The sequence below is a fragment of the Pseudomonas sp. PDM30 genome (genome assembly GCF_019218985.1).
Taxonomy (GTDB): Bacteria; Pseudomonadota; Gammaproteobacteria; order Pseudomonadales; family Pseudomonadaceae; genus Aquipseudomonas; species Aquipseudomonas jessenii.
On record NZ_JAHUWM010000001.1, the window covers coordinates 770,479 to 797,253 of the forward strand.

Sequence of the window (26,775 nt, forward strand, 5' to 3'; positions counted from 1 at the left end):
CTGCAGTTCAAGTCCGGCTGAAGAGTGGCGGTGGCCCCTTCGCGAGCAAGCCCGCTCCCACAGGCGACCGCGTTACTTCAGAAAGAATGCGATCAAATGTGGGAGCGGGCTTGCTCCGGGCGGCGTTCCGACGAAGGCCGCGACGCGGTCTGTCTGTCAGCCGAAGCGGTAAATATCCATGCCCAGCGCCCCCATGGTGAACCCTTGGTGAGCAACGCTGAACTGCCCGCCAGCGGCGCGGGCAAAGTACAACGGCAACAAGTGCTCATCACTCGGATGATTGCGTACAGCGTTTGGCGCCTGCGCGCGATAGTCGTGCAGCGCGGCTTCGTCGTTCGCTGCGAGTTTGTCGATCATCCAGTCGCGAAACGCCAGGGCCCAGGGCTCAACGCTCTCGGGGCCGGCATGCCAGTCCAGTTCCCGCAGGTTGTGAGTGATGCTGCCGGAGCCGATCAGCAGGACGCCATGCTCGCGCAGGCTGGTCAGCGCGTGGCCAACACGGGTCTGCAGGGCAGGACCGCCACGGGTGGGCAATGAAACCTGGACAATCGGGATGTCAGCCTGCGGATACATCAGCGATAAAGGCACCCAGACGCCATGGTCGAAAGGCCGATTGCTGTCGATACGTGCAGCAAAGCCAGCGGTTTTCAATAGTTCGGCAACCTCGGCGGCGAGTCGTGGGTCACCGGGAGCCGGGTACTGGACTTCGAACAGGGCTTTGGGGAAGCCCCCGAAGTCATGCCAGGTGTCCGGTTGTGGATTGCCGCCGACCAGCAGCTCATTGCTTTCCCAGTGCGCGGAAACAATCACGATGGCCTTGGGCTTCGGTATCTCGGCGGCCAGGCGGGCAAGTGCCGGCCCGCTGGCGCCGGGTTCCAGGGCGAGCATGGGGGAGCCGTGGGATATGTACAAGCTGGGGAACATGAATGAGCTCCTGAGAGTTAAGATGCAACATCTTCAGTCAGATCATTAATCTAAATCTAATATAAGTTTTAGAGTGTTTTGATCGAATTTTCGGGGTTATTTATGCAGCCGGAGTTTTGGCACAAGAAATGGGCGGCGAACCAGATCGGCTTTCATCTGCCGCAGGTGAACCCTCATCTGAAGCGGTTCTGGCCGGCGTTAAGCCTTGAAGCAGGCACACGCGTGTTGGTGCCGTTATGTGGAAAAAGCCTGGATTTGCTATGGCTCGCCCATCAAGGCCATGAGGTCTTGGGGGTCGAACTGTCGGAAAAAGCCATCGAGGAGTTTTTCAGCGAACATGGCTTTGATCCGGCCATCAGTGAGCAGGGGCCGTTCAAGGTTTATCGGGCAGGTTCCATTGAGCTGTGGTGCGGCGATTTCTTCGAGCTGACGGCAGGCGATGTGGCCGACTGCTCCGCGCTTTATGATCGCGCGGCGTTGATCGCGCTGCCGGCGGAAATGCGAGAGCGCTACGCCGCCCATTTGAAGCGGATATTGCCGAAGGAGTCCCACGGCCTGGTGATTACCCTGGACTATGACCAGGCGCAAATGCCCGGCCCGCCGTTTGCTGTGCTCGATGATGAGGTGCGGCGGTTGTTCGGGGACTCATGGGCGCTGAAGATCCTGGAAGATCAGGATGTGTTGAGCGAGAGCGGGAAATTCCTGGAGGCGGGTGTCACGCGGCTTGAGGAGCGGGTTTATCGGGTTTCCAGTCGGTAATAGTGGCTGGCTGTACTGGCCTCATCGCGAGCAAGCTCGCTCCCACAGTGAATTTGTGTGCGACTCAGAACCTGTGTGGGAGCGAGCCTGCTCGCGATGAGGCCAGAATGAGCACCGCGGCAATCTGCAGACAAAAAAGGGCCCGCATCGCTGCGGGCCTTTTGCTTTGCTGTGGGGTGTATCAGCCCCGACGACGAGCCAGAGCGTCGATGCGCTCTTCCAGCGGCGGGTGGCTCATGAACATGCGAGCGAAGCCTTGCTTGATGCCACCGTTGATGCCAAAGGCGTTCAGGGTGTCGGGCATGTGCACCGGCAGTCCTTGTTCCGCCCGCAGGCGTTGCAGGGCGCCAATCATCGCGGCGGTGCCGGCCAGGTTTGCACCGGCTTCGTCGGCACGGAATTCACGCTTGCGCGAGAACCACATGACGATGGCGCTGGCCAGGATGCCCAGAACCAGTTCGGCGAAGATGGTCGCCACGTAGTAGGCAATACCCTGGCCTTCTTCGTTCTTGAAGATCACCTTGTCGACGAAATTGCCGATGATCCGTGCGAAGAACATCACGAAGGTGTTCACCACGCCCTGGATCAACGCCAGGGTGACCATGTCGCCATTGGCCACGTGACCGATTTCGTGGGCCAGGACGGCTTTCACTTCATCCGGCGAGAAGCGCTCGAGCAATCCCTGGCTGACCGCGACCAATGCGTCGTTCTTGTTCCAGCCGGTGGCGAAGGCGTTCGCCTCGTAGGCCGGGAAGATACCGACTTCGGGCATCTTGATCCCGGCTTCGCGAGACAGTTGCTCGACGGTTTGCAGCAGCCATTGCTCGTGACGGGTGCGTGGCTGGGTGATGATCTGGGTGCTGGTGCTCATCTTCGCCATCCACTTGGAGATGAACAGCGAGAACAGCGAACCTGCGAAACCAAAGACCGCACAGAAGATCAGCAGCTGATTGAGGTTGAGGTCAACCCCATTGGCCGCCATGAACCCGTTGAAGCCGAAAAGGCTCAGGGTGATGCTGGCAATCAGCACGACCGCCAGGTTAGTGGCCAAGAACAGCAGGATGCGCATCATGGTTGTAGAAATCTCCTCATGCTAAAGATGTGGCGTACTGCGGGGTATATAAGGTGCTGCACCGGGGTATTCAACCGGGTGACTATTTCAAACTGTGTCCTACGGCAACAGTCTAGCTGCTTGCAGGGTATTTCCGACAAGTATGCGGGAAGTGTTTGTCAGTCAATTCATGTCGAAGGCCCCGCCTTTGTTAGGCGCGAGCAGGCAGGGCGCGATCCGGCAGCGGTCAAGGCGACTGTCAGTGGCGCAATGCAAACAAATGTTGCCGGATGAATCACCGTGCGACGTTCGGGAACGTCGCACGGTGACAGATCGCTTACTGGCGGTAGGACTTGAGGAAGCCGCCAATGCGTCCGATGGCCATCTCCAGGTCATCGACACGGGGCAGGGTCACGACGCGGAAGTGGTCTGGCCATGGCCAGTTGAAAGCGGTGCCTTGAACCACCAGCAGCTTCTCGGAGAGCAGCAGGTCGAGGACGAACTTTTCGTCGTTATGGATCGGGCAGACCTTGGGGTCGATCCGCGGGAATGCATACAGCGCCCCCATCGGCTTGACGCAGCTCACGCCCGGAATGTCGTTGAGCAACTCCCAGGTGCGGTTGCGTTGCTCCAGCAGGCGGCCCTGGGGCAGCACCAGGTCATTGATGCTCTGATAGCCACCCAGGGCGGTCTGGATCGCATGCTGGCTCGGCACGTTGGCACACAGGCGCATGTTGGCCAGCATGTCGATGCCTTCGATGTAGCTCTGGGCGTGGTGTTTCGGGCCGGAGATGGCGATCCAGCCGGAACGGAAACCGGCCACGCGATAGGACTTGGACAGGCCGTTGAAGGTCAGGCAGAGCAGGTCCGGCGCCAGGGAGGCGGTGCAGATGTGCACGGCGTCATCGTAGAGGATCTTGTCGTAGATCTCGTCGGAGAACACCACCAGATTGTGCTGGCGAGCCAGTTCCAGCATGCCCAGCAGGACTTCTTTGGAGTACACCGCGCCGGTCGGGTTGTTCGGGTTGATGATTACCAGGGCCTTGGTGTTCGGGGTGATCTTGGCCTTGATGTCGGCCAGGTCTGGCCACCAGTTGGCTTGCTCGTCGCACAGGTAATGCACCGGGTTACCGCCCGATAGGCTTACCGCTGCGGTCCACAACGGATAGTCCGGCGCTGGCACCAGCACTTCGTCGCCGTTGTTGAGCAGGGCCTGCATCGACATCACGATCAGCTCGGAAACGCCGTTGCCCAGGTAGATGTCTTCAATGCCGACGCCTTCCACCTGCTTTTGCTGGTAGTACTGCATGACGGCCTTGCGCGCACTGAACAGGCCCTTGGAATCGCTGTAGCCCTGGGCGGTCGGCAGGTTGCGGATTACGTCCTGGAGGATTTCATCCGGTGCTTCGAAACCAAAGGGCGCCGGGTTGCCGATGTTCAGCTTGAGGATGCGATGGCCTTCCTCTTCCAGGCGCTTGGCGTGCTTGAGCACCGGGCCGCGAATGTCGTAGCAGACGTTGGCGAGCTTGTTCGATTTGCTGACCTGCATGGCGATGTGTTCCCGAAAATGAACGATCCAGACGGCGTTTGGGCAACCGTGCTGGGAATCCTGCGTATTCACACAGGCCTGACGCCTTGAGATGCAGCACCCATATTTCCGTTTGAATGCGCGTGGTCTGGCTGCCAGACTGGCGTTTGACGAGGCGCAATCATACGTGCCGCCCGATCCGTGGAAAAGGTACAGATCGGGCTTTTTCAGCCGCTGAGGTGTGATGATGGACAAGTTGGAAAAAACCCTGGAAGAATGGAAGGCGATGCTCGACCCGGAGCAGTACAACGTGTGCCGCCTCAAAGGCACCGAACGACCGTTTTCCGGCAAGTACAACGCCACCAAGACCGACGGTATCTACCACTGCATCTGCTGTAACGAGCCGCTGTTCGACTCCAAAACCAAGTTCGACTCGGGTTGCGGCTGGCCGAGCTTCTACGCGCCAATCGGCGACAGCGCCATGACCGAAATCCGTGATGTCAGCCACGGCATGATCCGCACCGAAGTGGTCTGCGCCAAATGCGACGCGCACCTGGGGCACGTTTTTCCCGACGGCCCGCCGCCAACGGGCCTGCGCTATTGCATCAATTCAGTGTGCCTGGACCTCGTGCCGCGCGTGTAATGCGAGCCCTGTAGGAGCGAGCTTGCTCGCGATGGTCGTCAGCGATAACGCGGGAAGCCTGGTGCCCCGAGTTGTTCTCTGGTCCATCGCGAGCAAGCTCGCTCCTACAGTGGATTGGCGTTCGATAATTTAAATTGCACGCAATTCAATTGCTCGCTATTTTGTTATCTCTTCCATTCAATCGGAACCTCAAACATGAGCGACAACCTGCTGAGCATTCCTTGCACCACGATCAAGGGTGAGCAAAAGACTCTGGCGGATTTCGCCGGCAAAGCCGTGTTGGTGGTCAACACGGCCAGCAAGTGCGGTTTCACTCCGCAGTACAAAGGCCTGGAAGAGCTGTGGCAGACCTACAAGGACCAAGGCCTGGTGGTGCTCGGCTTTCCCTGCAACCAGTTCGGCAAGCAAGAGCCGGGCAATGAAGGGGCGATCTCCGAGTTCTGCGAGCTGAACTTCGGTGTCAGCTTCCCGCTGTTCAAAAAGATCGACGTCAATGGTGCCGATGCCCATCCGCTGTTCGTGCAATTGAAAAAGCGCGCACCGGGGGTGCTGGGTTCCCAGGGCATCAAGTGGAACTTCACCAAGTTCCTGATCGGCAAGGACGGGCAACTGGTCAAGCGCTTCGCTCCGGCGACCAAGCCGCAGGACCTGACCCGCGAGATCGAAGCCCTGCTCAAATGAACACCTTGTCAGTTGATTCCCTGAAGCTCGACAGCCAGTTGTGCTTCAAGCTGTACGCGGCATCCCGGGCGGTGATTCGCGGCTACAAGCCAATGCTCGATCAGTTGGGCCTGACTTACCCTCAGTACCTGGCGATGCTGGTTTTATGGGAGTGGCAGGAAGCGACCCCGGAGCAACCGACCGTCAAGGCATTGGGCGAGCGTTTGGCTCTGGATTCCGGCACGCTGACACCCTTGCTCAAGCGCCTGGAACAACTGCAACTGGTGCAGCGTCAGCGTTCGGCGCGCGATGAACGTGAAGTGCACCTGAGCCTGTCGCCAGCCGGCACGGCCTTGCGCGAACAGGTTGGGCCACTCAAGGCGCGCCTGTTGTGCGACAGCGGGGTCGATCTGAATCGTCTCAACGAATTGCGCGATGGCCTCGATCACTTGTTGGGGCAGATCAAGGCGCTGTCATAGCGGGGATCCACAGGTCCAGCAGGGCGGCCAGTTCTTCGCGCCGGAAGGGTTTGGCCAGGTAGTCGCTCATACCCGCGGCACGACAGCGTTCACGCTCCTCCGACATGGCGTTGGCCGTCAGGGCAACGATGGGCAGTTGTGGCCAGCGTCCGCTGCGGCGGATTTGCCGGCTGGCTTCATAGCCGTCCATTACCGGCATGTTGCAGTCCATCAGCACCAGGTCGAAATCCCGTTGCTCGAGTTGATCCAGTGCCTCGCCACCATGAGCGGCGGTGGTGACCTCGCAGCCGAGTTTGCCGAGCATGCCCTTGGCCACCAACTGGTTGACCGGGTTGTCTTCCACTAACAGCACGCGCCCGCGACGTTGCGGGCATTGTGTGTCGAGTCGAGCCTCGTTGACCGGTTGGGTTTGCGGTTGCAGGATCCTGCGCAACGTTTGAAGTAGCATACTGCGGGCCAAAGGGCGGGCCTGCTGTTGCAAGGGGGCGAGTGCGTTGACCTCTTCGCTGGGCATGAAGTTGCCATACGCGGTGATCAGCAGGATTGGCGCGCTGAGGGTGGGGCGCAAACTGAACAGGCATTCGGGGCAGTCGGTGATGAGCACGTCGGCTGCCAGGCCAAGCAATGGGTCATCCATGGAACGCCGTTCATAGTCCAGCCCCCAGACAGGCAACAGGCTGTTCAACAGTTCCCCCAGTCCGCTGCTGGCGGCCGTGATGGCAATGACTTTGCCCCTGAGCGAAATAGCTGGCATTGCACGGGTATGGCTGGGCAATGGCAACTCCGCGCAGAACTGGCTGCCAAAACCCGCCTCGGAGCTGATGGTCAGACGCCCCTGCATGGCTTCGCAAAGGTTATAGGTCAGGGCCAGGCCCAGCCCGGTGCCGCCAAATTGACGGGTAATGCCGGCACCGGCCTGGGTGAAAGGCTGGAGGATCTTGACCTGCGCCTCCTGAGGGATGCCGATGCCGGTGTCGCAGACTTCGATTCTGACGCCGTCGCCAAACGTCGACAGGCGTACGTCGACCCGCCCGAAACGGGTGAACTTGAGGGCGTTGGACAGCAGGTTACTGACGATCTGCCGCACCCGGGTCGGATCGCCGAGCACCAGTGCTGGGAAATACGGATCGATCAGGCAGGTCAGTTCGACGCTGGGGGCGGCGTTCTGCGACAACAGGTTGGCGGTGTCTTCGATCAGCGAACCCAGGTCGAAGGGGATGTGTTCGAGTTCGAGTTGGCCGGCATCGAACTTCGACAAATCGAGAATATCGTTGAGCAATTCCACCAGCACTTTGCCCGAATCATGGGCGATCGACAGTTGCTGCTGTTGTTCGGCATTGAGCGGTCCGTCGAGGGATAGCGCGATCATCCCGAGCAAGCCATTGAGGGGCGTGCGGATTTCATGGCTCATGTTGGCCAGGAACACCGAGCGGGCTTCGGCCATGTCCAGTGCTGTGCTGCGGGCGGCTTCCAGTTCCTCGTTGGATTGGCTCAGCCGGTCGTTGATCGCCTTGAGTTCGGCAGTGCGGGCCGAGACGATGTTTTCCAGTTGGCCAAGATATTCGGTCAGGCGGTTTTCCGCATTGCGCCGCTGCTGGATTTCGGTGGCGATGTTCCTGAATTGCTGGTTGGCAGCCTTGACCAGCACGCCGATCTCATCGTTGGCGTGCCCGGCGGGACACTCCAGCGAGGTCGCCTCGGTGCTGCTCGGGTCGCGACCGCTGAGTTCACGGATGACCCGCACCAGGGGTTTGGTCAGCATCACATAGAACAGCGCCAGCAGGATGCCGGACAGCAGCAGGCTGCGGGCGAAGCCATTGAGCAGGGTCACTTCGGCCCGGCGCAGGAACCGGTTGCCGAAGGAGTAAGTATCGACTTTCAGCCGTAGCGTACCCAGGGATTCGTTGGGTAAATTATCCAGGTAAAGCCGGTCTTCGAACTGTCGGCTGGCGCCGAACAGGAAGTCACTGAGCATCCGGTAACCGTTTTCCACACCGGGTCGCTTGACGTTGGCCAGCACGGTGCCGTTGTTGTCGATCAGTTTTGCGCTAATGATCGCTGGCGAGCGCAGCAGGCCCAGGGTCAGTTCCTTGGCGAGTTCGGCGTCGATGTTGTAGGCGATTCGCGAGGCCGGGTTGTGGCTGATTTCCAGCAATGAAAGGATTTCACGATTGATGGAGGCGTCTTCACTGGCATAATCGATGCCTATTTGCAGCAGGCTGAGCAGCGTGCCCAGAATGAAACCGACCAGCACGGTAAGCCGGGCTTGCTTGAATGACAGCCGGTTGGTGAATTTGATGTCCATGGGGGGGTGAACCACTTCCGTTTCCTTTCGCTGCTCAAGCATAGTCGATCATGCCTGCCTGCTGATGTTCTCGCGAGGGCTGTACCGCGGGGGTAGCCGCTTGTGTGACGCTGTGTTTCGTCGCTGTATCACCATCATTACTGTGAACGTGCCCGAGGAGAAGTCGTGGATTCCCGATTGAATGCTTTTCTTGAACGCGCCGATGCCGTTCTGGCCCGTATCGAGCCGTTGCTGCCGGCGCCACGGCCAGCCATCGACTGGACGCAATGCCTGGCCGCGCGCTGGCAGCGTGAGTCGCGCGGCGGTTATCTGATGCCGCTGGAGGTCAGCCTCGACATGCGTTTGTCGGACCTGATCGGCGTCGACCGGCAAGTCGAGCAGCTTGGGCGCAATACCCGGCAATTCCTTGACGGCATGCCAGCCAACCATGCCTTGCTCTGGGGCTCGCGCGGCACCGGCAAGTCGTCGCTGGTGCGCGCCTTGTTGGCCGAACACGCTCACGCCGGTTTGCGCTTGATCGAGATTGAACGTGATCACCTGGCAGACCTGCCGCGGGTGGTCGAACAGATCGGCAAACTGCCCCAGCGTTTCGTGCTGTTTTGCGATGATCTCTCGTTCGAGTCGGGCGAGGGGGATTACCGAGTGCTCAAGAGCGTCCTTGATGGCTCCCTGGAACAGGCGCCGGACAACGTTTTGTTGTACGCCACGTCCAACCGTCGCCACCTGGTGCCGGAAAAGGAAAGTGACAACGAAAACTGGAAACGGGTCGACGGCGAACTGCATCCGAGTGAGGCGGTGGAAGACAAGATCGCACTGTCGGACCGCTTCGGCCTGTGGCTGTCGTTCTATCCGTTTACCCAGGAACACTTCCTCGACGTCGTCGAGCACTGGATCGGCCAGTTGGCCGGCAAGGCCGGACTGGCGTGGCAGCGCACCGAAGAACTGGACATTCTGGCGGTACGTTGGGCCACCGGCCGAGGCAACCGCAATGGGCGTTGCGCCTATCAATTTGCCCGTTACTGGGTCGGGCTGAAACTGTTGGAGCACAAGGCATGATCGATTTACAAAAGAGCGGCCAGGGCCTCGAAGGCTACGGCATGCTACACGCGCAGCTGGAATCATTGCTGGCGGACGAGCGGGACTTCATCGCCAATGCCGCACAGTTCTCGGCGTTTCTGTTCAATCAACTCGATGATTTGAACTGGGCCGGTTTTTACCTCAACCGTAATGAAGAACTGGTGCTGGGCCCGTTTCAGGGGCAGATCGCTTGCGTGCGGATTCCGTTCGGTCGTGGCGTTTGCGGGGCGGCGGCAGCCACCCTGCAGACTCAACGAGTCGAAGATGTGCACGCTTTTCCCGGTCACATTGCTTGCGACAGCGCCTCGAACAGCGAACTGGTGGTGCCGTTGGTCAAGGACGGCCGATTGATCGGTGTGCTCGACCTCGACAGTCCGAAACTCGCGCGCTTCACCGCGCAGGACCAGGCTGGAATCGAACAGCTGGCGGCGATTTTCCTGCGCCTGACCGACTGCTGATCAAGACGCCAGGCCGGCCTTGGTCAGCAGGCCCGACGCGTCCACCGTATCGATCTGCCCGGGGTCGAGGAAGCGCCTGGCGTACTGCAAATAGATCTGTGCCTTGATGAACAGCCCGAACAGCTGCGGGTCGATGTGGGCATCACGGCACATGAACGCCATGATGCCCAGCGCCTCGCTTAAGGTCTTGGCTTTTTTGTAGGGGCGGTCGGCGGCCGTCAACGCTTCGAAAATATCGGCAATCGCCATCATCCGCGCCGGCAAGCTCATTTCTTCTCGCTTCAAGCGTTTCGGATACCCGGTGCCGTCCATTTTTTCGTGGTGCCCGCCGGCTATTTCCGCGACGCTGCGCAAGTGCTCGGGGAACGGCAGATGGTTGAGCATCAGTATCGTCTGAACGATGTGGTTATTGATGACATACCGCTCCTCGCTCGTCAGGGTGCCCCGGACAATGCTCAGGTTGTACAACTCGCCCCGGTTGTATTTGTGGGGCGGAACGTCGAGCTTGAAGCCCAGGGGATTGTCTTGCGGTATCACTTCGTTTTCGCTGCGTTCGAACAGGTGCTCGGGTTTGTCCGCCAGTAACGGTTCGCTGACGGGCAGGTTGGGGGCGGGCGTTCGGGCCTGACGCCGGTTTTCTTCCCAGGACACGCCCAGCCGGTCATCCAGGGTCCGGGTCCAGGTTCGTTCAGCCAGGCGGCGCAGGCGTTGCAGGTCAGCGTCGGCCATGGCTTCGCCGCCGAGGTTGCAGCGGGCAACGAAGGCGAAATCATCATCGAGTCCGGCCAGGCTGGCATTGCGCAGTTCCGCCAACGGTTGCTCGTCACCGCCCAAGGCAATGCCCCGCCAGTAGCTGATCCAGGCATCGCACTTGAGTACCTCGAAGCGGGTACGGATTTCGTGGATACGATCGGTCAGGGTTTCCAGCTTCGTGGCTTTGTCGACGACATATTCCGGGGTGGTGACCTTGCCGCAATCGTGCAGCCAGGCGGCGATGTGCAGTGCCTCCCATTCATCTTCGGTCGGCTGATAGGCGCTGAAGGCGGGCTCCTGGCTCGCTGCCGCCGCTTGGGCGAGCATCAGGGTCAGTTCCGGCACGCGCTGGCAATGGCCGCCGGTGTAGGGGCTTTTGGCGTCGATGGCGCCGGCCAGCAGTTGAATGAAGGCGTCCAGCAGCTGTTTTTGCCGGGCTTGCAGGCGCTGGCTTTCGATGCACACGGCAGCCGCGCCGGACACCGCCTGGAGAAACGCAATGCGGTCCGGCCGCAGCTTGTCCAGATCGCTCTGCTCGCCGCTGTCGGCCAAGAGCAACACCAGCAGACCCACGGTTTCGTTGTGGCGATTGTGCAGGCGGATCCCGATCAGATGGACCCGAGGACTTTCCAGCGCGAGCAGGATTTTCTGCAGATCACCCGCCTGCTCGAACCCCAGGTTGCTGACGACATTGTCGACGTTGGCCAACTGGTGCAGCCATGGGGGGCTTTGCGGGTTCTCGAGCGAGTGTCCGCGGATGTCGAAGTCTTGCAGGTTCTCGGCGGTGTTATTGATGACCAGTCCGTGGGGTTTCATGTGCTGGCCATCACCTTCGCGCAGATAGATCAGGCCGGCCTGGGCCTGGCCGATTTTCACGGTTTCAAACAACACCCGTTCCAGCAGCGGGGCGAAACGGGTTTCGGCGCTGAGGCTGTCAGTGATCTGGAAGAAGCTCGCCAGGGTGTCTTTCATTCGTGCCATCGACACACTCAACTGGTCGACTTCGAGCACCGGCGAGCGACGGGAAAGCGGAAAATTGAAATCGAAACTGCGAATCGCATCGGCCTCCTGCACCAGGGCGCGCAAGGGTTTGACCAGGATTCTTGATGTCAGCCAACCCAACGGCACGCATAACAGCAAGGTTGCCAGGGTAATCAGCGCACCCTGCCAGCGCATCCGGTAAGCGTCGACGAGCAACTCGTCTTCCGGTACCAGCAGCGCCAATTGCAGGCCTTGGGGGCCGCCTTCCTGCATGCGGCTGCGGGCCACGATCCACTGCCGGCCGTTGGCGTTCAGGCGACTGCCCTGAGGGGGACTATTGAGCAACGCGTCCAGGCCGGGGCTCAGGTCCGCCGCCTTGACCAGGCGGGACGTCTGATCATCGATGATCAGCTTGCGGCTGTCGGGGTAGGCAATGGCATTGCCTTCGGCATCGAACAGCACGATTTCGGTACTGGGGGTCACGACGTGCTTGGCCAGGGTCGCGCTGAGTTCGGCCAGAGTCAGGTCGGCGGCCAGGATTGCCTTGTCGCCGCTGCGTCGTGCCAGCGTCGTGCCGATGTTGTGGGTGGAAAAGAAGATATAGGGTTCGGTCGTGATCTGGTCGTTGTCGCCGCGGGCGCTGGTAAACCAGGCGCGGTTGCGTGGGTCGTACGTGTCGTTCAGGTTGTCCTGACGGCTGACAAGTGCCAGGCTCCGGTCGAAAAACAACGACTGGGAGTGGGGCTGGCCGTTGCTGTCGTGCTCGATGCTCCAGACTTGGAAAACCGCCGTGTCCGGAGCCTTGACCAGGGCTTTGACCTCCGGGGTGCGCAGCGGGCGGACCATGAAAAAGTCACCATTGTCGTAGCCCAGGTACAGTGAAGCCAGGTTGGGGTTGTCCTCGAGTGACTGGCTGAACGGTTCGAGCAGTGCCAGGCGCTGTTCCAGATCAGGGGACTGGCCCGCCGGATTGAGTGCCAGCAGGCTCAACAGATGACGAATGGGGTCATAGGTCGCGTGCAGGTCCAGGCGGACATCCTGCTCAATGCGGTTGAAGAGTTTTTCGCTGCTGGACAAGATGATCTGTGTGGTTTGCCGGTAGTTGAAAAGCCCAAGCACCGCCCCGGTCAGCAACAGCAAAAAGGTGAACATCACGCTGATATGGACATGCAGCGGAAACCGACGTGGATCCGTGCGCAGTGGGTCAGGCATTGCGGGTTTCTCCATGATGGTCAACACACCGCTGAGGGACCAAGCATAGTTAAGGCTCTGGCAGTTTGCCTTCGTCGTAATGCTCGATCTGACGTAGCAACGCGTCCTCCAGTTCGAGCATGGTGCGCTCCATGGATTTGCAGCATCCGGCCACTTTTTCGCGATCGGAATCCTCATGACAGGCGGCTTCGAGTGCCTCGCAGCGGTCGATCAGTCGGGAGGCTTGTACTATCCGGGCTGCGCCTTTGATTTTGTGGGCAATGTCCTGCAGCGCTTGCGTATCCCCAGAGCTGGATAGCGACAGCAGCGTTGGCAAATCCTGGCGGTTGCTGTTCACCAACTCGTTCAGCAATCGTCGGTTCAATTTCGGGTTGCCCCCGGTCAGCAGTTTCAACCCGTGAAGGCTGAACGCCGGGGCTACATGGGTTGGTTCAATGCCTTGCACCCATTGACTCAAGGCTCCGAGGCTGAGGGGTTTGAACAGGCAGTCGTCCATTCCAGCCTGTTTGCAGCGTTGTATTTCTTCCGGTTGGGCGTTGGCGGTAAAGCCGAGAACGGTGCAGGGAGGACGATGGAGTTGTCGCTCATGCTGGCGAATGGCACGGGCAAGCTCATAACCGTTCATGACCGGCATGTTGCAATCGGCGATCACCAGATCAAAAGGCTGGTCCTTCCATGCCTCCAATCCCTCCTGTCCATCGGCCGCGACGGTAAATCGATGCCCAAGAAACTCCAGTTGCTGGCACGTGAGCAATCGATTGGCCGAGTGATCGTCGACTACCAGAACATTCAATGGGGTTGTGGCGACGACGACCTGGGTTTCGACCGCACGGGCCGACTGTTGCAGCGGCAACGTTTCCAGCTGCAGCAACACCTCCACTTGGGTACCGATGCCCGGCTCGCTGCGCAATTGCAGGCTGCCGCCCATCATCTCGCAGAGATTGCGACTGATCACCAGCCCCAGCCCTGCGCCTCCCCTGGCCGATTGCATGGCGTGGTCGGCCTGAGCGAAGGGTTCGAACAGGCGTTGTTGATCCTGTTCGCTGATCCCGATACCACTGTCGTGAACCTGCACCCGCATCTGCACATGCTCAGGTTGCGTTGCCGGGTGCAGGTCGACAATGACCCGGACCTGGCCTTGCTCGGTAAACTTGATGGCATTGCTGATCAGGTTGGACAGCACCTGTTTGAAGCGCAATGGGTCCAGCAACACATCGAAGGTCGGGTTCGCCGATGAAAACTCCAGCAGCAGCTCGAGTTCCTTCTGTCGGGCCAGACCTTCGAAAATCCGCACGACCGAGGTCACAAGTTCACCCGGATCAACCCGCTCCGGAGTCAGGCTCAAGCGTCCTGATTCGATTCTGGCGATGTCGAGAATGTCGCCGATCAATTCCAGCAACCCATTCGCCGAGTTGTACGCGACATCGATGGCCGGACGCTCCGGGTGCTGATGATCAAGACGCTTGAGTGTCAGTTCAAGCATGCCGATGATTGCATTCATCGGCGTGCGGATCTCATGGCTCATCGTGGCCAAAAACGTGCTTTTGGCCCGGTTGGCGTTATCGGCGCGTTCTTTCGCGCAACGCAGATCGTCGAGCAGTTGCCGCCGTTCGCTGATGTCGATCCAGCCACCGATAATGCCTTGCACTTTTGCGCTGGAATCCCGATAGGGAAGAATCCAGTGATAGATCGTCAGCCGCCGGCCACCAATGTGCAGCTCGCGATCGACGATCAACGGTCTGCCCTCGGCCACTACGCGCTGGTAGTCGGCCTGGTACTCCCGGGCTTCGAACACATTGCTCATCGATCCCTGCATGACGCTTTTGCCAATGACATCTTCACGCCGGGCGCAGAACGCTTGCAGGTAACTGTCGTTGCAACTTTGCAGCAGCCCCTGGCGATCACGTACGTAGATCGGATGGGGCGTGCCATTGACCAGCGATCGCATGAACTCGAACTGGTCGTTCAGCGCACGCTCGGCGGCCTTGCGCTGCTTGATCTGGCGTCGCATGTAGTCGTTCCACGCAATGGAAATCAGCAATAACACGCCGGCACCGATGACGATTTGGTAGAACAGTCTTTGATAGTTGCGCCAGTTGCTTTGCGAGGACGCTGAATAGCCGCGCCAGCGACTGTTGATGATGCCCAGTTCTTCCGGCGAGATGCTCAGCAATGCCTTGTCGAGAATGGCGTTCAGCTCTTTGGCGCCCCGAGCGGTGGCAAGGGAAAACGCTGCCTGCTCGGTGCCGATGGTGGTGCTGATTTGCAATGTGTGCTCGAACAGCCGCGAGGAAATAAAGTAATTGGCAATGACCAGTGAGTTCACCGCGCCCTCTGCCTGGCCTTCGGCGAGCAACTCCACGGCGCTGAAGGTGTCCGGGGTTTCGATCAAATTGATTCGGGGAAACTCTCTGCGCAGGTAATCGATGATTGGATTGCCGCGGGCAATGGCCAGGCGCTTGTCCTGTAGCTGCGCGAGGTTGGTCGAGCTGTCGGCGGCCTTGCGGGTCAGCAGGACGTAGGAATTTTCCAGAAAGGGGCGGGTAAAGTTCAGCTGGGTTTGACGTTCGGCACTGGGGAGCAACGCGGCGATCACATCTACCTTGTTGTCCTTGATCTGTTTGATCATCTCGTCATCGCTTCGACTGCTCCGGATATCGAAGCGCAAGCCGGTACGCAGCCTGATAAGCTCAAGCAAATCTGCGGTGACCCCGCGAAAATTGCCATTGCTATCGAAAAATGTCAGTGGCGCAAAGGCTTCGTTGACGACAACGCGCACAATCGGGTGGTGGCTCAGCCAGCGTTCTTCGCGGTCAGTGAGTTGCAGCTTTTGATCGGTCAGCAGAATGTCGCTACCGGCGCTCCAGCGTTTGGCGATGTTTTCTCGTTCACTGGAGGGGATGGCCGTGATCATGGAGTTGATGATGCCGAGCAGCTCAGGGTTGTTCCGGTTGACGGCGAAGCTGAAACCAAAGGCTTCATGTTTGCCGAAGTTGGCCATGCGGATGTTGTTCAGATACCCCTTGTTGATCATGTAGTGAGTTGAAATGGTGTCACCGAGAAACACGTCCGCCTGATCGAAAGCAACGGCATTGATCGCATTCTGATAGGACGGATAAGACGTGATGATCGCCTTCGGATACAACGCCTTGACTTCCGCCAGCGGCAAGTAGTGATACACCATGCTAAGGCGCAATCCGGCCAGGCCATCGGTGAGGGATCGTGTTTCCCCTTCGCGGGTGACCAATACGGGTTGGTCGACGGCATAGGGTATGGACAGTGCAATGTCGGCGTTGCCAGCTTCGAATCCATTGGCGGTGCCGAGCAGATCGACTTCGCCATTTTCCAGCGCAGAGATCGCGGCCCCTCGGGAATCGAAACGCTGAACCGTGACGGGCAGACCGGTTACTTTTTCCAGGAGACCGGCGTAATCGGCGGTAAAACCTTCATAGTCCTGACCACTGGTGGTCAGGTCGAATGGGGGATAGTCCGGGGCCGACGTACCGAGCGTCAGTTGGTTTTTTTGTTTGATCCATTGTCGCTGGGATTCATCCAGCCGAACCTCCAGCGCTCCGACCTTCGAGCGGCTGAGCAGCGTGTAGTTTTCATTGCCCGGTGCCCCGAACAACGAGGTGCTCACGCATAGACCTGCGGTCAATTGAATCAGATAGACCTTCAAACGTCTGGGCATCCAGGTTCTCACACGAGTGCGTTACGTTTTGCCATCTCGATCAGTTCAACCAGGGATTTGGCTTTGAGTTTCTGCATGAGGCGCTTTTTGTAGGTGCTCACGGTCTTGTTGCTCAGAAACATGCCCTTGGCTATTTCCTTGTTTGTGCGGCCTTGGGCAAAAAGTTGCAAGACCATCAGTTCCCGGTCGTTTACGGATTTGAACAGTTCCAGTTCCATGCAGCGTGTTTCATCTCCGCGGATGGGGTTCAAAGCCTCGCTCGGAAAATAGTTGTAACCTGCAAATACCGCTTTTATGGCGCTGACCAGTTCACTGATGTCCTCCTGTTTGCAGACATAGCCCGATGCACCCGATTGCATGCAACGAATTCCGAAAAGTGTCGGGCATTGTGCTGTCAGTACCAGGGTTTTAAGAGGGGTGCTCATTGCATTGAATCGGGATAGCACTTCCAGGCCATCCAGTTTTGGAATGCTGATGTCGAGAATGACCAGGTCCGGCATGCATTCGCGAACCATCTGCATGGCATCGACCCCATTGTCAGTTTCGCCGACGACTTTGTAACCTTCATGTTCCAGTAACATTCGAACGGCAAGGCGGATAACCGGGTGATCGTCGACAATAAAAACGGAGTTCATAATCAAGTCCCATGCGAGCTCAAATAAAGCGCGCACCATAGCTCAGATGCTTGGAGGGACGCATGAACTGACCAGTCTGTAGCAGCAATATAGGAAAAATCCTACAGATGAAAAAGAATGGGACTACGTATTAACTAGGTTTCTTATTAGGAAGGCTGAAAGAAGTCCAGCATGCGGGTGTGCTTTAAATGGAAGTAGTTTGTAAGCTTTTCAATGTATGTTTGTCAGTTTTTATATGTTTTTTTCTATAGTGGTGCTGAGGTCAACAAGTCTCTAAATTCAGATTGTTTCAGTGGTTTTATCAAATAACCCAATAATGGCAGCCCCTGTTCAGAGGCCGTTTTTTCAAGCTCATCCAGTTCAGATGTCGTCAGGCTACTGAGAATGATCGCCTGCCTGATCAACCCTCGCTGGCTGGCGAACCGGACCAGATCGAGTCCCGTCAGGTCGGGCAGGCATTGATCGCATAAAAGGATGTCGAACGGTTGGTCGGCCCCGAGCAGTTGCAGCAGGGCGCCTTTGGCGCTGTCGGTGGTCGTCAGTCGGGTGAAGCCATAACTTTCCAGCAGGCATTGAGTGGCTATCAGTTGGAAGGGATGGTCTTCCACCACGAGGATGCGTAGATCGTCTTCGGCCATGGCGCGCACTTCATCTGTCGAACGGAAGGGAGGGCGATTGTTCCGCGAGAGTACCGGGCAAGCGATCAGTTTGCTCGCCATGTGCTGTAGGGCAATTCGACGAAACTTGAGTGCAGTTGGATGCTGAAGGGGGTATCAGCCATAACGAATGCCGTAATGGCTGATCAATCGATACACCTCAGTGCCTGGCGCGGCCGGTCATTTCCAAGGCCATGTCACTGGCATAGCTGTCGGTCATGCCGGCGATGAAATCAATCATGCGCAAAAACGAAGTGTGCAACGGGCCGTGAGGATCGGGTGCATTGTTGCTCAGCAGGTCAAGGATGCGGCGGCTCTTGAACGACGGCGTACGCCCATTGTGCTGCTCCAGCGCGGCACCGCAAAAGGCGTTGAGCAGGATTTCCAGCGTGGTGTAGGCGCCGATCTCATGCAGGGTCTTGCGCTTGTCCTGGAAGATTTTCTTGCGGGCCATGTCCTTGGCATTGAGCACGCAACGCTTGGCGGGACCGTGCATGTGTTCCACCAGATCGCCGGGCAGTGTACCGGCCAGCAGCGCATCCTGTTGCTCGACGAAGGCGCGGGCCGCAGCATTGGTCAAGTGCTCGATGGCTTTACCGCGCAGGATAGCCAGTTTGCGTCGGCGCGAATCGTCGGGACCGAGCTGGCGATAGGTCTCCGGTAAGTCATCGCCCACCAGGCCCAACAGCAGGGATTCGACTTCGGCGTATTCCAGCAACTCCATTTCCAGGCCGTCTTCCAGGTCGATCAGCGCATAGCAGATGTCGTCGGCGGCCTCCATCAGGTACACCAGCGGGTGCCGCGCCCAGCGTTGCTCCTCCAGTTGTGGCAGGCCGAGTTTTTGGGCGATCTGCTCCAGCAGTGGCAGCTCGCTCTGATAACAGCCGAACTTGTGTTTCTTGTAGCCCAGCGAGTCGGCGTGCCTGGCTGTCCATGGATACTTCAGGTACGTGCCCAGCGTTGCATAGGTCAGGCGGGTGCCGCCGTCGAACTGGTGATACTCAAGTTGGGTGAGTACCCGAAAGCCTTGGGCATTGCCTTCGAAATTCAGGAAGTCATTGCGCTCGGCTTCACTCATTGCATCCAGCCAGCCACGGCCGGCGGCTTGCTGGAACCAATGGCGGATCGCGTCTTCACCGGAATGGCCGAACGGCGGGTTGCCGATGTCGTGTGCCAGGCAGGCCGATTGCACCACCATCCCCAGATCGCTGGGTTCGCACCATTCGGGCAGGGTCCTGCGGATGGTTTCGCCGACGCGCATGCCCAGTGAGCGACCCACACAACTGACTTCCAGCGAGTGGGTCAGGCGCGTATGAATGTGATCGTTGCTGGACACCGGATGGACCTGGGTCTTGCGCCCGAGACGGCGGAAAGCTCCCGAGAAAATGATGCGGTCGTGGTCTTTGTGAAAAGGGCTGCGGCCGAGTTCTTCCGGGCTGTGCAAAGGTTTTCCGAGGCGTTCGCGGGTAAGCAGGGTATGCCAATCCAAGGCGGGTCACTCCGTCAGGTGTCTGATGGCCTAGCTTCCCGTTTCGCGCCATGACCTGCAAGCGGAACTACAACCCGGCGGCGTTGATATCGAGGCCTCCTTGCAAGATCATTTTCTGGAGGGTGCCTGTTGACCGGGTAGGCGCACAGGATTGCACCCCTCGATAGAGGAGCGCATCCCGTCGACTTTACAAGCATGCAGCCAGAAAGAAACTGATCAGTCTTTGCGCGAAGAGCCTTGCATGATCAGTTTGATTAGCGGCCCCAGTGTGGTGCCGAGGCGGATCAGCCGGGTCAGACTGCTGAGGCCACCCCCGTTTTTCGCACCCTTGCCGGTCAGAAAGCCCAGCAAGGTGACGGCGGCCACGCCCCAGAGTGGAGCGTGCTTGATGCCGAAGCCGTCCTGCAGGTTTTGCGTCATCCCGCGCACCCGTTGCAAGGGCTGCAGCAGTTGCGAGGATTCGTGGCGGATTTCCTGGCGGTGCATTTCCATGCGCAGGCGGATCAGGGCCTTGCGCATTTCCGTGCGTGAGCTGTTTTGTGGCAATTCAGGCAGGTTCATGGCAGCAGGCGCTCCCGATCGTTGGCCAGCTCTTCCAGGGTGCCATGGAAGGGCGAGGACTCATCGAAAATCGCCGCTCTCAAGCGCATTCCACAGAATATGGCGGCGAGGGAGTAGAACACACAGAGCCCGATGATGGCGGTCAGGCGATACGTGTCCCAGAACACGATAAGCACCAGCGTCGACAGCCCCACCAACAGCAGCAACGCAAACACCAGCGCCAGGCCCGCAAACAGCAAGAGGCTGACGGTGCGGGCTTTTTGTTCCTGCAGTTCGATGCCGAACAGCTCGACATGGCTGTGCAGCAACCCAAGGAAGGCAGCACCCAGGCGCCGCGATGAGGAGCTGGTTCCCGTCACGGACGGGCCGGATTCGCCGATCGACATATCAGCGCCGGCTGGCCAGCAGGCCGATCAGGAAACCCACGCCGGCCGCGATCCCGACGGATTGCCAAGGGTTGGCCTGGACATAGTCTTCCGTGGCGGTGACAGCAGCCTTGCCGCGTTCGCGCAGGGAGTCTTCGGTCAGCTTCAGGGTTTCACGGGCACGCAAGAGACTTTCATGGATCTGCTCGCGCAACTCGTCGGCCTGATCGCCGGCCAGGGTCGCGGTGTGCTCCAGCAAGCGTTCGGTGTCACTGACCAGTGTCTGAAAGTCGTTCATCAGGATTTCTTGAGCAGTCTTTGCCTGGGGGCGGGCCATGGTGGATCTCCTTAAGTGGCTTTCTGATGCGTTCGAGTATGAGCCTTCGGCGAAGGTTCAGTACAAATGACTGGTACAACTTTTGCTGAGTCGTGGTGCGCCGGTCCGCACCATTGCGCTATTGCCGGGCATGATTTCAGTAAAACCGTAGGACCAACAATCAAAAACTCGCGTAAACGTCCGGGGCGCGTTTTTCCTGGACGGCGTCCGTGCGCCAAAGTGGTTCAACGAGATCAGTGCGCTGATGTCTTGAAGCTGCAACTTGGTGCATGGCCAGTCATCGCGAACTGCTTTGGTGCTTTTTTCTGCCATAAGGTCTGCCCATCCCATGGAAAACCTGCAAAGCGCTGTGGACACCCTGGTCCATAGCTCCAACACGCTGTTCATTCTGATCGGTGCGGTCATGGTTCTGGCCATGCACGCCGGTTTCGCCTTTCTCGAAGTCGGAACCGTGCGACAGAAAAACCAGGTCAATGCGTTGTCGAAAATCCTCAGCGACTTCGCCGTTTCGACACTGGCCTACTTCTTTATAGGCTATTGGATTTCCTATGGCGTGACGTTCATGCAACCAGCGGCGGTGCTCAATGCCGACCATGGTTATGGCCTGGTGAAGTTTTTCTTCCTGCTGACCTTTGCCGCGGCGATCCCGGCGATCATTTCCGGAGGCATCGCCGAGCGCGCCCGGTTTGTTCCCCAGTTGTGTGCAACCGCGTTGATCGTCGCGTTCATCTATCCGTTCTTCGAAGGCATTGTCTGGAACGGCAACCTGGGTCTGCAAGCCTGGTTGCTGGAGCGCTTTGGTGCCGGTTTCCATGACTTCGCAGGATCGGTGGTGGTGCATGCCATGGGCGGTTGGCTGGCACTGGCGGCGGTGTTGTTGCTCGGACCGCGTAATGGCCGCTATCGCGACGGTCGGCTGGTCGCGTTCGCGCCATCGAGCATCCCGTTTCTGGCACTGGGCTCGTGGATCCTGATTGTTGGCTGGTTCGGCTTCAACGTCATGAGCGCGCAAACCCTGCAAGGTGTCAGCGGACTGGTGGCGGTGAATTCGTTGATGGCCATGGTTGGCGGTACGGTGGCGGCGCTGATTGTCGGGCGCAATGACCCTGGCTTTCTGCACAACGGCCCGTTGGCGGGGCTCGTGGCAATCTGTGCCGGTTCCGACCTGATGCATCCTGTGGGGGCGCTGGTCACCGGTGCCGTTGCGGGGGCGCTGTTTGTCTGGTGCTTTACCGCGGCCCAAGGCAAATGGCACATCGACGATGTGTTGGGTGTGTGGCCGTTGCATGGTTTGTGCGGCGTGTGGGGCGGCATTGCCTGCGGCATCTTCGGCCAGACCGCTTTGGGCGGGTTGGGCGGGGTCAGCCTGATCAGCCAGTTGATCGGCACTGCGCTGGGCATCACAGTGGCACTGGCCGGCGGGTTTGCAGTGTATGGCGTGATCAAGGCGCTGCATGGATTGCGCCTGAGTCAGGAAGAGGAGTATTACGGCGCGGACCTGTCGATCCACAAGATCGGCGCCGTGAGCCAGGACTGACTCAGGTCTTTTCATGGTCGGCGGCATCATGGCAGGGGCCGCAATGGCTCGACGGTTTTTCGGGGCAGGCCTAGAATGATCACTTCATTTTCTGGTTGAGCGCTCATGCTTCCCGAATGTCAGCTGTTCGGCACCCTTGGATGCCATCTTTGTGAAGTAGCCGAAGCCATGTTGATGGAATTCGTCGAGCGCGGCCTGCTGGTGGAGCTGGTGGATATCGCTGACGATGAAACATGGTTCGCAGCCTACAGCCTGCGAATTCCGGTGTTGCGGCGAGTCGATACCGGTGCTGAACTGGGCTGGCCTTTCAGTGCCGATCAGGTGGTGGCGTTCTTGGGTTGAGCGGTTTTTGCGTTGGTGGCGTGTCCCGCCTGTCGAACTTTACGATTGATCCCCTTGGCTTATTCGGTGTTGATCGGATACTGTATGCGTATACAGTTATTCGAAGTGCCTGTCTTGCCGTTCCTGATTTTCGGGAGTGAGCAGGCAAGCCCGGGCGTGAGAGGGATGAATCGTGGTCAATGTCGAACAGTTGAAGAATAGCGTGAACCGGATGTCCGCGGACGTCGTGCGCGAGGCTGTCCTTGAGTTGCGCCTGGATGGTCTGGTGACCGAGGGGAAAACGCCCTTCAACAAAACGCATTTCAATACCTGTTTCGCAGAAATCGAAGCCTTGTTTCAACGCGCGGGTTATCACCGGCAACTCGATGTCGTGGGTTATCAGGGATTGTTGTACGCCCTGTATGATCCCGCCCGCTGGGAGGCGGTCGATGTACTGCGCTGGCTCAAGGAGTACACCGAAGCGGCGGCGCGCACGCGGATCCCTGCTTGAGGAATCTTCTCTAGGTTCGTACCCCTTGCTGTTGGATAATGCCGCTCTGCACTGAGGTTAGAGCTTTCGTATGTCCACTTCTTCTTTTTCCGCGGCACACAGTCAGGCCAGTACGCTCTACTTGCCACCTGGCCCGTGGCAGACCGTTGTCGATTGCCTGTGTGAGCATTTCAGCGCCATCGGTCGTGAACAATGGCTGGACAGAATTGCCCGTGGCCGGGTCCTCGATGGGCAGGGCATGCCGATTGCCCTCGACCTGGCCTACAGGGAAGGTTTGCGGATTCATTATTTTCGCGAAGTGCCGGATGAAAAACCGATCCCGGTGATCGAGTCGATTCTGTACGCGGATGAGCATCTGGTGGTCGCCGACAAGCCGCATTTCCTGCCGGTGACCCCGGCTGGCGAATACGTCGAACAAACGCTGCTCCGGCGCTTGATCCGTCGCCTGGACAATCCGCACCTGGTGCCATTGCATCGCATCGACCGGCACACCGCGGGGCTGGTGCTGTTTTCCGCCAATCCGCAGACCCGTTCGGCTTATCAGGCGTTGTTTCCAACCCGGCAGATCGAAAAGCGCTACGAGGCCATCGCAAAGGCGCTGCCCGGCCTGGCTTTTCCGTTGGTGCATAAAAGCCGACTGGTCGATGGCGAACCGTTCTTCCGCATGCAGGAAGGCCCGGGTGCCAGCAATACCGAGACGGCGGTCGAAGTCAGGGAGAAACTGGGGGAGCTCTGGCGTTATGGTCTTTACCCGGTGACGGGCAAGAAACATCAGCTACGGGTACATATGGCGGCGTTGGGAGCCGCTATCTGCAACGACCCGTTTTACCCCGAGGTGCTCAAGGATGCGCAGGATGACTACGCCAATCCTTTGAAGTTGCTGGCTCAGGGGCTGAAGTTTATCGATCCGGTCACGGGCCAGGCGCGTGAGTTCGAGAGTGAAATCACCCTGCAATGGTGATCGGGACGCGATCCTGAAGCGCTGTTCTCCAGGCATGAAAAAGCCCGCATCAAGCGGGCTTTTGTGTATCCGGCGGCGTCGGGATTACAGCTCCTTGACGGTACGAACCTGATCTTTGTTGATGCGGGTCTGCTTGCCGTCGAGCTGTTCGAATTCGTAGAAACCGGAATCCTTGTCGAATTGCGGCGTGTCGACGGCCTGGATTTCGCGACCGTCATTCAAGGTGATCACTGTAGGCGATGCACAACCGGCGAGGGTGGCAAGGCCCAGTGCGAGCATGAAAGTGGCGAGGGTCCGTTGAGTCATGAGTTGTGTCTCCGAATAAGAATTCTGTGGTTGCTGAACTTGAGACGTGCAGCGTCCGCGCAAGTTCCTGATCGATATCAGTCTGACACAGTGTCATGACCGCTTAAAAGTTCCGGCGTGTTGAGATTTGCCAGCCGAGGGTCGTTGTCGGGGCATTGCAGCGCGGTCGCGCCGAGATTGCGCATCAACCGGCCAGGGCTGCGCTCACCCTCGTTCCAGGCATTTTCGAATGCTGCCCTGTGTAGCACGGGAATCACACACAACAACGGCTCCCAGTGGTGATCATGCCGCACCATCAGCGGCTTGTCCGGATGCAGGTTGGCGGCCTCGCGCATATTGCCGATCAGCGCCGCATCAATGCCCGGAACGTCACAGGGCATGACCAGCAGATGGGTATGGCGAGCAGCTTTCAGGCCTGCGCGAATACCGGCCAGCGGCCCGGGGAAGTCACCTTCATCATCGTGGACCAACTGGTCGGCGTAGGGGGCGTACTTCTCAGGGTTACGATTGCAGGAGATGATCAGGTCATCGGTCAGCGGGCGGGTCTTGCGATGCAGATGCACAATCAGCGGTTCGCCGTGCCAGTCCAGCAACCCTTTATCCCGCCCCCCCATACGTTGGCCGCGGCCGCCCGCCAGGAGCAGAATGGAGCAGGGTGGCAATTGTGAATTCGTGGTCATGGCAAGCCTCCATGGGGGCGGCGAAAAAACGGAGCGCTGTGATATAACACCGGGCTGTTTCTCCTACAACTGGACGAGCCTATGAAAGCCAAGGCTGATGTACCTTTCGCACCGCTGAATATTGCAGTGCTGACTGTCAGCGATACCCGCACACTGGAAACCGACACCTCAGGTCAGGTCTTTGTCGACGGCTTGACCGCTGCCGGTCATTACCTGGCGGCCCGGGTGTTGCTCAAAGATGACCTGTACAAAATTCGCGCGCAAGTCGCCAACTGGATTGCCGACGATGTCGTGCAGGTGGTGCTGATCACCGGCGGCACCGGTTTTACCGGACGTGACAGCACGCCGGAAGCCGTTGCGTGCCTGCTGGACAAACAGGTCGATGGATTTGGTGAGCTGTTCCGCCAGATTTCGGTTGCCGATATCGGTACCTCGACCGTTCAGTCCCGGGCGTTGGCCGGTCTGGCCAACGGCACGCTGGTTTGCTGCTTGCCGGGCTCGACCAATGCTGTGCGCACCGCTTGGGACGGCATTTTGGCCGAGCAGCTGGATGCGCGGCATCGGCCGTGCAATTTCGTGCCTCATTTGAAACAGGCCGCGCCTTGTGAATCCCGTGGGTAAGCCTGGCAAGTCTGGCAGCCTGATGCCTGTCGAGCAGGCGTTGGCGCGCTTGCTGGAAATGGCCGAGGCGTCAAGGATTGTCGAGCGTGAACGCTTGCCGTTGGCGCAGGTACAGGGGCGTGTACTGGCGCAAGATCTGGTATCGACGCTTGATCTGCCGCCCTGGCCCAACAGTGCCATGGATGGTTATGCCTTGCGCACGGTCGACTGGACGGGAGAGCCGTTACCGGTCAGTCAGAAGGTGTTTGCCGGCCAGGCCCCCGATCCGTTGCAGCCAGGAACCTGTGCGCGCATTTTCACCGGAGCGCCTGTTCCCGCCGGTGCCGATTGCGTCGAGATGCAGGAGAACGCCGAGGTTCAGGCCGATGAGCGAGTACGTTTCACTCAAGCCTTGACCCAAGGCCAGAACATCCGTCCGCAAGGCCAGGAAACCACTGTCGGTGAGCTGATTCTGCCAGCAGGTACGCAGATGGGGCCGATCGAGCAAGGATTGGCTGCTTCCCTGGGATGCGCTGAGCTGGAGGTGGTTCGAAAGGTGCGCGTGGCGGTGCTGTCTACCGGCGACGAGTTGATTGAGCCGGGGCAGGCGCTGGGGCCAGGACAGATCTACAACAGCAACCGGGTGTTGTTGTGCAGCTGGTTGCAGCGTTTGGGGTGTGAGGTCGTCGACGCGGGAATTCTGCCGGACAATCTGGAAACCACTCGCACCCGATTAGGTGAGTTGAAAGATGTCGACCTAATCCTCTCGACCGGTGGCGTATCGGTGGGGGAAGCCGATTTTCTGGGCATCGCCTTGCGCGAGGAGGGCGAACTGACGCTTTGGAAACTCGCCATCAAGCCCGGTAAACCGCTGACGTTCGGGCATTTTCGCGGTGTGCCGGTGATTGGCTTGCCGGGCAATCCCGCATCGACCCTCGTGACCTTTGCCTTGTTGACCAGGCCCTATCTCTTGCGCCGTCAGGGGGTAATGGACGTTGAGCCGCTGAAGGTGCAGGTGCCGGCAGGGTTTGACTGGCTCCAGCCAGGCAATCGGCGTGAGTATTTGCGCGGACGGCTGGAAAGCGGCAGGGCGACGATCTACAAAAACCAGAGTTCCGGTGTTCTGCGCAGCGCTGCCTGGGCTGATGGACTGGTAGAGGTCCTGGAAGGGCGCACGCTGGCTCAGGGCGATAGCGTTTTCTTCATTCCGCTGAGCGAAGTCCTGAGCTGATAGCTTCAGCGGCTTTGTCACACAAGACCCGGTTGATTGAGTCGGGTCTTGTGTGGGAGGGCAC

The 26,775-nt window shown here is 59.0% G+C and carries 26 protein-coding genes; 12 read left to right on the forward strand and 14 right to left on the reverse strand.

What is annotated here, in order from left to right; all coding sequences use genetic code 11:
• Positions 1-156: 156 nt before the first annotated feature.
• Positions 157-924 carry a class III extradiol ring-cleavage dioxygenase gene (locus KW840_RS03595; RefSeq protein WP_218494464.1) on the reverse strand — a complete coding sequence of 256 codons (768 nt, stop codon included), beginning with the start codon at positions 922-924 and terminating at the stop codon, positions 157-159.
• Positions 925-1,026: 102 nt separating this feature from the next.
• On the opposite strand from KW840_RS03595, the gene KW840_RS03600 reads away from it, so the two are divergent.
• A complete protein-coding gene (locus KW840_RS03600) occupies positions 1,027-1,683 on the forward strand; it encodes a thiopurine S-methyltransferase (RefSeq protein WP_218494511.1) in 657 nt (218 codons plus the stop codon).
• Between the two features lie 181 nt (positions 1,684-1,864).
• Here the strand turns inward: KW840_RS03600 and htpX are convergent, their stop codons facing one another.
• Complete coding sequence (gene htpX / locus KW840_RS03605) at positions 1,865-2,755, reverse strand: protease HtpX (RefSeq protein WP_007973520.1); 891 nt, start codon at positions 2,753-2,755, stop codon at positions 1,865-1,867.
• 316 nt (positions 2,756-3,071) lie between these two features.
• Positions 3,072-4,283, reverse strand: coding sequence for a pyridoxal phosphate-dependent aminotransferase (locus KW840_RS03610; RefSeq protein WP_007973513.1), 1,212 nt, complete (start codon positions 4,281-4,283; stop codon positions 3,072-3,074).
• Between the two features lie 226 nt (positions 4,284-4,509).
• Between KW840_RS03610 and msrB the strand changes: the two genes are divergently transcribed.
• The 3 genes from msrB (at position 4,510) to KW840_RS03625 (ending at position 6,044) form a co-directional block, all read left to right on the forward strand.
• Positions 4,510-4,905 (forward strand): peptide-methionine (R)-S-oxide reductase MsrB, encoded by a 396-nt coding sequence (msrB, locus tag KW840_RS03615; RefSeq protein WP_218494465.1) that lies wholly within the window; start codon positions 4,510-4,512, stop codon positions 4,903-4,905.
• 195 nt (positions 4,906-5,100) lie between these two features.
• A complete protein-coding gene (locus KW840_RS03620) occupies positions 5,101-5,586 on the forward strand; it encodes a glutathione peroxidase (protein WP_056727098.1) in 486 nt (161 codons plus the stop codon).
• Entirely contained in the window at positions 5,583-6,044 is a 462-nt protein-coding gene (locus KW840_RS03625) for a MarR family winged helix-turn-helix transcriptional regulator (protein ID WP_057713825.1), read from the forward strand. Before KW840_RS03620 ends, KW840_RS03625 begins: the two co-directional genes overlap by 4 nt.
• Here KW840_RS03625 and KW840_RS03630 read toward each other — a convergent pair.
• Entirely contained in the window at positions 6,028-8,391 is a 2,364-nt protein-coding gene (locus tag KW840_RS03630) for a response regulator (RefSeq protein ID WP_218494466.1), read from the reverse strand. The two genes, KW840_RS03625 and KW840_RS03630, sit on opposite strands and share 17 nt — an antisense overlap.
• A 123-nt stretch (positions 8,392-8,514) precedes the next feature.
• Between KW840_RS03630 and KW840_RS03635 the strand changes: the two genes are divergently transcribed.
• Positions 8,515-9,405: an ATP-binding protein gene (locus tag KW840_RS03635; protein WP_057713827.1), complete on the forward strand. Its 891-nt coding sequence runs from the start codon at positions 8,515-8,517 to the stop codon at positions 9,403-9,405.
• Positions 9,402-9,884: a GAF domain-containing protein gene (locus KW840_RS03640; protein WP_057713828.1), complete on the forward strand. Its 483-nt coding sequence runs from the start codon at positions 9,402-9,404 to the stop codon at positions 9,882-9,884. Before KW840_RS03635 ends, KW840_RS03640 begins: the two co-directional genes overlap by 4 nt.
• Here the strand turns inward: KW840_RS03640 and KW840_RS03645 are convergent, their stop codons facing one another.
• The 8 genes from KW840_RS03645 to KW840_RS03680 all read right to left on the reverse strand — a co-directional run bounded on the left by KW840_RS03645 (position 9,885) and on the right by KW840_RS03680 (position 20,564).
• Positions 9,885-12,830: an HD domain-containing phosphohydrolase gene (locus KW840_RS03645; RefSeq protein WP_218494467.1), complete on the reverse strand. Its 2,946-nt coding sequence runs from the start codon at positions 12,828-12,830 to the stop codon at positions 9,885-9,887.
• Between the two features lie 49 nt (positions 12,831-12,879).
• Entirely contained in the window at positions 12,880-16,521 is a 3,642-nt protein-coding gene (locus tag KW840_RS03650) for a transporter substrate-binding domain-containing protein (RefSeq protein ID WP_218494468.1), read from the reverse strand.
• Positions 16,522-16,529: 8 nt separating this feature from the next.
• Positions 16,530-17,156, reverse strand: coding sequence for a response regulator transcription factor (locus KW840_RS03655; protein ID WP_057713831.1), 627 nt, complete (start codon positions 17,154-17,156; stop codon positions 16,530-16,532).
• Between the two features lie 245 nt (positions 17,157-17,401).
• Positions 17,402-17,794 (reverse strand): response regulator, encoded by a 393-nt coding sequence (locus KW840_RS03660; RefSeq protein WP_057713832.1) that lies wholly within the window; start codon positions 17,792-17,794, stop codon positions 17,402-17,404.
• A gap of 178 nt (positions 17,795-17,972) precedes the next feature.
• A complete protein-coding gene (locus KW840_RS03665) occupies positions 17,973-19,301 on the reverse strand; it encodes a deoxyguanosinetriphosphate triphosphohydrolase (protein WP_218494469.1) in 1,329 nt (442 codons plus the stop codon).
• Between the two features lie 216 nt (positions 19,302-19,517).
• Positions 19,518-19,862 (reverse strand): hypothetical protein, encoded by a 345-nt coding sequence (locus tag KW840_RS03670; RefSeq protein WP_057713834.1) that lies wholly within the window; start codon positions 19,860-19,862, stop codon positions 19,518-19,520.
• A complete protein-coding gene (locus tag KW840_RS03675; RefSeq protein WP_057713835.1) occupies positions 19,859-20,248 on the reverse strand; it encodes a phage holin family protein in 390 nt (129 codons plus the stop codon). Before KW840_RS03675 ends, KW840_RS03670 begins: the two co-directional genes overlap by 4 nt.
• Position 20,249: 1 nt before the next feature.
• The gene (locus KW840_RS03680) at positions 20,250-20,564 is read right to left on the reverse strand and encodes a YqjD family protein (protein WP_057713836.1); all 315 of its coding nucleotides are present in this window, start codon (positions 20,562-20,564) and stop codon (positions 20,250-20,252) included.
• A gap of 328 nt (positions 20,565-20,892) precedes the next feature.
• Here KW840_RS03680 and KW840_RS03685 point away from each other — a divergent pair, with 328 nt between their 5' ends.
• From KW840_RS03685 to KW840_RS03700, 4 genes are all read left to right on the forward strand, one after another.
• A complete protein-coding gene (locus tag KW840_RS03685; RefSeq protein WP_150755995.1) occupies positions 20,893-22,101 on the forward strand; it encodes an ammonium transporter in 1,209 nt (402 codons plus the stop codon).
• Positions 22,102-22,206: 105 nt separating this feature from the next.
• Positions 22,207-22,443 carry a glutaredoxin family protein gene (locus KW840_RS03690; RefSeq protein WP_057713838.1) on the forward strand — a complete coding sequence of 79 codons (237 nt, stop codon included), beginning with the start codon at positions 22,207-22,209 and terminating at the stop codon, positions 22,441-22,443.
• Positions 22,444-22,615: 172 nt separating this feature from the next.
• Positions 22,616-22,933: a hypothetical protein gene (locus tag KW840_RS03695; protein ID WP_057713839.1), complete on the forward strand. Its 318-nt coding sequence runs from the start codon at positions 22,616-22,618 to the stop codon at positions 22,931-22,933.
• A 70-nt stretch (positions 22,934-23,003) separates the two neighbouring features.
• A complete protein-coding gene (locus KW840_RS03700) occupies positions 23,004-23,894 on the forward strand; it encodes a pseudouridine synthase (protein ID WP_218494470.1) in 891 nt (296 codons plus the stop codon).
• An 84-nt stretch (positions 23,895-23,978) separates the two neighbouring features.
• Here the strand turns inward: KW840_RS03700 and KW840_RS03705 are convergent, their stop codons facing one another.
• Together KW840_RS03705 and mobA are read right to left on the reverse strand one after the other, a co-directional pair.
• A complete protein-coding gene (locus KW840_RS03705; protein WP_007994800.1) occupies positions 23,979-24,200 on the reverse strand; it encodes a YgdI/YgdR family lipoprotein in 222 nt (73 codons plus the stop codon).
• 77 nt (positions 24,201-24,277) lie between these two features.
• Positions 24,278-24,880 (reverse strand): molybdenum cofactor guanylyltransferase MobA, encoded by a 603-nt coding sequence (gene mobA, locus KW840_RS03710; RefSeq protein WP_057713841.1) that lies wholly within the window; start codon positions 24,878-24,880, stop codon positions 24,278-24,280.
• Between the two features lie 81 nt (positions 24,881-24,961).
• Between mobA and moaB the strand changes: the two genes are divergently transcribed.
• Both moaB and glp read left to right on the forward strand, forming a co-directional pair.
• A complete protein-coding gene (gene moaB / locus KW840_RS03715) occupies positions 24,962-25,501 on the forward strand; it encodes a molybdenum cofactor biosynthesis protein B (RefSeq protein WP_090457038.1) in 540 nt (179 codons plus the stop codon).
• Positions 25,485-26,711, forward strand: coding sequence for a gephyrin-like molybdotransferase Glp (gene glp / locus KW840_RS03720; RefSeq protein WP_218494471.1), 1,227 nt, complete (start codon positions 25,485-25,487; stop codon positions 26,709-26,711). Before moaB ends, glp begins: the two co-directional genes overlap by 17 nt.
• Positions 26,712-26,775: the final 64 nt, after the last annotated feature.